General features: G+C 73.3%; 1 protein-coding gene. It reads right to left on the bottom strand.

The window, feature by feature from the left end; all coding sequences use genetic code 11:
- Positions 1–5,173 (bottom strand): SDR family NAD(P)-dependent oxidoreductase (locus tag IEJ02_RS47335; protein ID WP_191070437.1); only part of this gene is annotated, 5,173 nt, incomplete at both ends.

Raw genomic sequence — 5,173 nt, 5'->3', positions numbered from 1 at the left:
TCCAGGGCGGCGCGGGTGGTGGCCAGTGACCAGCCCACATCGACCGGGTCGACGTCGCTCCCGGACTCCAGATGGCTGACCAGACGCTGGGCCTGAGCCCGCAGCGCCGCAGGGCTCTTGGCGGACAGCACCCACGGCACCACCCCGCCGGTGGCCACCAGCCCAGGAGTACCCGCGCCGTCCGACTCCGCCTCGGCCACGGCACCTTCCGGCGCCTGCTCCAGGATCACGTGCGCGTTCGTCCCACTGATACCGAAGGAGGAGATCCCCGCGCGCCGCGGGCGCCCCGTCTCCGGCCACGTCCGCGCCTCGGACAGCAGCGACACCGCGCCCTGCGACCAGTCCACCTTGGTGGTGGGTTCCTCGGCGTGGAGGGACCGCGGANCCTGCGACCAGTCCACCTTGGTGGTGGGTTCCTCGGCGTGGAGGGACCGCGGAAGCGTGCCGTGCCGCATCGCCAGCACCATCTTGATGAGGCCCGCGATGCCCGCGGCGGCCTGGGTGTGGCCGATGTTGGACTTCAGCGATCCGAGCCACAGCGGTTCGTCCCCCGGGCGGCCCTGCCCGTAGGTGGCGAGGAGTGCCTGGGCCTCGATCGGGTCGCCGAGGGCGGTGCCGGTGCCGTGGGCCTCGACCGCGTCCACATCGGCTGCCGACAGCCCGGCGTTCGCCAGTGCCTGCCGGATCACCCTCTGCTGCGAGGGCCCGTTCGGCGCGGTGAGGCCGTTGCTCGCCCCGTCCTGGTTGACCGCCGTCCCGCGGATGACGGCCAGCACCTCGTGGCCGTTGCGACGGGCGTCGGACAGCCGTTCCAGCAGGACCAGCCCAATGCCCTCGCTGAAGGTCGTGCCGTCGGCGCCCTCGCTGAAGGACTTGCTGCGGCCGTCCGGCGCGAGCCCGCGCTGGCGGGAGAAGCTGATGAAACCGCTGGGCTTGGCGATCACCGTCACGCCACCGGCGAGGGCCATCGAACATTCGCCCGCCCGCAGTGCCTGCACGGCGAGGTGCAGCGCCACCAGCGACGACGAGCACGCCGTGTCCACCGTCACCGCGGGGCCTTCGAGGCCCAGCAGATAGGCCACGCGACCGGAGGCCACGCTCGTGGTGCTGCCGGTCATCAGGTACCCCTCCAACTCCGGCGGGGACGCCTCGGAGTGGCCGATGTACCCCTGGTCGATGACCCCGGCGAACACCCCGACGGCCTGTCCGCGCACGGACACCGGGTCGATGCCCGCCCGCTCGAACAGCTCCCACGAGGTCTCGGCGAGCAGCCGCTGCTGCGGATCCATCGCCAGCGCCTCACGCGGGGAGATGCCGAAGAACTCGGCGTCGAAGTCGCCGGCGCCGCTGAGGAATCCGCCCTCGCGCACATACGACTTGCCCACGGCGTCCGGATCGAGGTCGAAGAGTGTCTCCAGGTCCCAGCCCCGGTCCGAGGGGAACGGGCCGATCGCGTCCCGGCCCTGGAACACCAGCTCCCACAGCCCCTCCGGGTCGGTGACCTTGCCGGGCAGCCGGCAGTTCATCGACACGATGGCCACCGGGTCGTCCGCCGGGTCCACCGCCGCAGCCCGCACCACCGCCGACGTCGACGGCGAGGCCATGTCTCCGGCCACCATCGACCGCATCTGCGTGGCCATCGCCTCCGGTGTCGCGTAGTCGAACACGACCGTCGCGGGCAGGCGCAGCCCGGTCGCGCCGGAGAGCCGATTGCGCAGTTCCACCGCGATGAGCGAGTCGACGCCGATCTCGCTGAACGCACGCCGGGCGTCCACGGCGTCCCTCCCGGTGTGCCCGAGCACGGTGGCCGTGTGGTCCCGTACCAGGTCCAGCAGCAGCCGGTGCTGGTCGGCCTCGGACAGCGCCGCCAGCCGGGCCGCAAGACCTCCCTCGGCCGAGGGGGCCGCGATGGACCGCAGGGTGCGCCGGGTCGGCCGGACGAGGCCGGTGAGCAGCGGCGACAGATCACCCGGAGCGGGTGCGTCCCGCAGCGCGCCGGAATCCAGTTTCGCGGTGTCCAGCTTCGCCGGTACCACGACGGACAGCCCCAGACCGAGGGCGCGGTCGAAGAGGCTCAGGGCCTGCTCGGTGCTCATCGGGCGGACGACACCGTCCTTGGTGCGATCCCGGTGCGCCGTGACCAGTGCGGCGGACAGGTCGCTGGTCTCCGCCCACAGGCCCCAGGCCAGTGACAGCCCGGCCAGCCCCGCCGCGCGCCGCTGCTGCACGAAGGCGTCGAGGAAGGTGTTGGCGGCGGCGTAGTTGGCCTGGCCCGCGTTCCCGAGGATTCCGGCGGCGGAGGAGTACACGGCGAAGAGGGCCAGGTCGTGGTGGCGCGTGAGGTCGTGCAGATGGGTGACCGCGTCGACCTTGGGGCGGAAGACGGTGTCGATGCGGTCGCGGTCGAGGGTGGTGATGGTGCCGTCGGCGAGGGTGCCGGCGGTGTGCACGACGCCGGTAAGGGGGTGGTCGGCCGGGATGTCGCCGAGGAGCGTGGCGAGTTGGCCGCGGTCGGCGATGTCGCAGGCGGTGATCCGTGTCCGCGCGCCGAGTGCGGTCAGCTCGTCGTGGAGGTCGGCCGCGCCGGGTGCGTCCGGCCCCTGGCGGCTTGCGAGGACCAGGTGGCGTACGCCGTGGTGTGCCACGAGGTGGCGGGCGATGGCGGAGCCGAGGGTGCCGGTGCCGCCGGTGACCAGGACGGTGCCCTCGGGGTCGAGGGCGCGGGGGAGGGTGAGCACGATCTTGCCGGTGTGGCGGCCCTGGCTCATCCAGCGGAACGCGTCGGGGGCGCGGGTGATGTCCCACGGCCGGGTGGGCAGCGGGGGGATCAGGCCCTGCTCGAACAGGCCCACCAGCTCGACCAGCAGCTCCTGGACGCGGTCCGGCCCCGCGTCCGCGCCCAGGTCGAACGCGCGATAGGTACGGCCCGGATGGGCGGCGCTCACCTCGTCCGCGTCCCGGATGTCGGTGCGTCCCATCTCGATGAACCGGCCGCCGGGGTTGAGCAGTCCCAGGGAGGCGTCGATGTGTTCGCCGGTGAGGGAGTTGAGGACGAGGTCGGCGGCGGGGAAGGACCGGGCGTAGGTGAGATCGCGGCTGGAGGAGCGCCGTTCCTCGGGCACACCGAGCCGTTCAAGGGTGTGGTGTTTGTCGGGGTGGGCGGTGGCGAGGACGCTGGCGCCGAAGTGGTGGGCGAGGTGTACGGCGGCCATGCCGACCCCACCGGCGGCGGCGTGCACCAGCACCGTCTCGCCCGGCTGGACGTGGCCCAGGTCCCGCAACGCGTACAGCGCGGTGAGATAGGCGACCGGCACCCCGGCCGCCGCCGTGAACGACCAGCCGCGCGGCATCCGTACGACCGTCCGCCGGTCCGCCACCACCAGCGGCCCGAACGAACCGGGCAGCATGCCCATCACGCGGTCGCCCACGGCCAGGTCCGTCACGCCCGGACCGACCTCGGTCACCACACCGGCGCCCTCGGTGCCGATCTCCGCCTCGTACATCCCGAGGGCGATGAGCACATCGCGGAAGTTCTGGCCGGCGGCGCGCACCGCGATCCGCACCTGGCCCGCCTCCAGCGGCGCCTCCGCCCGGGGGTGGGGCACCAGGGCGAGGTTCTCCAGCGTGCCGTGTTCGGTGACGTCCAGATGCCACGCGGCGGCTGCCGGTACCGCCAGTCCAGGGCGCGCCCGTACCAGGCGTGGCACCCACGCGGTTCCGCCACGCAGTGCGAGCTGGGGCTCCTCCGTGGCCAGCGCGGCGGGCAGGGCCTCGGCGGACCGGTCATCGGTATCGATCACGCACACTCGGCCCGGGTGTTCGGCCTGCGCCGCGCGCACCAGACCCCACACCGCGGCGGCGTCCGGGTCGGTGACCTCGGCGTCGTCATGCACCGCCATGCCGCCCTGAGTGAGCACCACCAGGCGGCTTTCGGTGAGCCCGTCGTCGCTGATCAGACGCTGTATCGCGGTCAGAGCCCGGCCGGTCAGCTCACGGGTGCGCTCCGGCAGTCCGCCGCCCTCCGCGCCGTACGCCCGGGTGTCGGCCACGACCACCGGCGGCCACGCGCCGTCCTCGCGTCCGGTGTCCAGGTCCGCCCACGACACCTCGTGCCGGGCCAGGGGATGCTCGGTCCACTCCACGGTGAACTGCGCGTCCGCGCTGGAGGCGGGCGATGTGCCGCGGAGCTGCTCGGCGGAGGTCTCCCGCAGCACCAGCGCCCCGACGGTCACCACGGGCACGTCGTGCGGATCGGTCGCGTGCAGTGACAGGTTGTCCGGCCCGGTGGAGGTGACCCGCACCCGCAGGGCGGTGGCGCCGCCGGCGTGCAACTGCACGCCGTTCCACGAGAACGGCAGATACGTCGCGCCACCGGGCTCGTTGCCCGGGCAGAAGTTGCTCGCGTGCAGCGCCGCGTCCAGCAGCGCCGGGTGGATGCCGAAGCGGCCCGCGAGTTCGTGCTGCTCCTCGCCGAGGGTGATCTCGGCGAACACCTCACCGTCGCGGGTCCACGCGGCGGTGAGCCCGCGGAACACCGGCCCGTACTCATAACCCGCCTCGGCCAGGCGGTCGTAGAAGCCCTCCAGGGCAACGGGCTCCGCCCCGGCGGGCGGCCACTGCCGCTCCGCCGGGGCGGGAGCGACGACCTGCGGGGACAGCACGCCCGAGGCGTGCTCGACCCAGGGCTCGGACTCGTCGAGGCGGGAGTAGACACGCACCGCACGGCGCTCGTCGTCCTCGGCCGCGCCGACCAGGACCTGCACCTGAAGCGCGCCGTCCTCGGGAAGGAGCATGGGCCGGCCGAGGACCAGCTCATCCAGCACCGGGGTGCCCGTCTCGTCCCCGGCACGTACGGCCAGCTCCACGATCGCCGTACCCGGCACCAGGGCGACGCCCGACAGCATGTGGTCGGCCAGCCAGGACTGCGCCGACGGCGCCAGCCGCCCGGTGAGCAGCACCCCTCCGGTGTCCGGCACGCTGACCACGGCCCCCAGCAGCGGATGCGCCGCTTCGCGCAGTCCGACCGAGCCGACATCTCCGGGGTGGCCGGTGGCGGCCAGCCAGTAGTGCTGATGCTGGAAGGGGTAGGTGGGCAGGGGGACGTGGGAGGGCGTGGTTCCGGCGTAGACGGCCGCCCAGTGGACCGGTGTTCCGGTGGTGGAGAGTTCGGCGA

The sequence above is a fragment of the Streptomyces sp. 5-10 genome (genome assembly GCF_014712245.1).
Classification (GTDB): Bacteria; Actinomycetota; Actinomycetes; order Streptomycetales; family Streptomycetaceae; genus Streptomyces; species Streptomyces violaceusniger.
The sequence above is the reverse complement of the archived record's forward strand: the minus strand, read 5'-3'. Positions and strand labels throughout refer to the sequence as shown.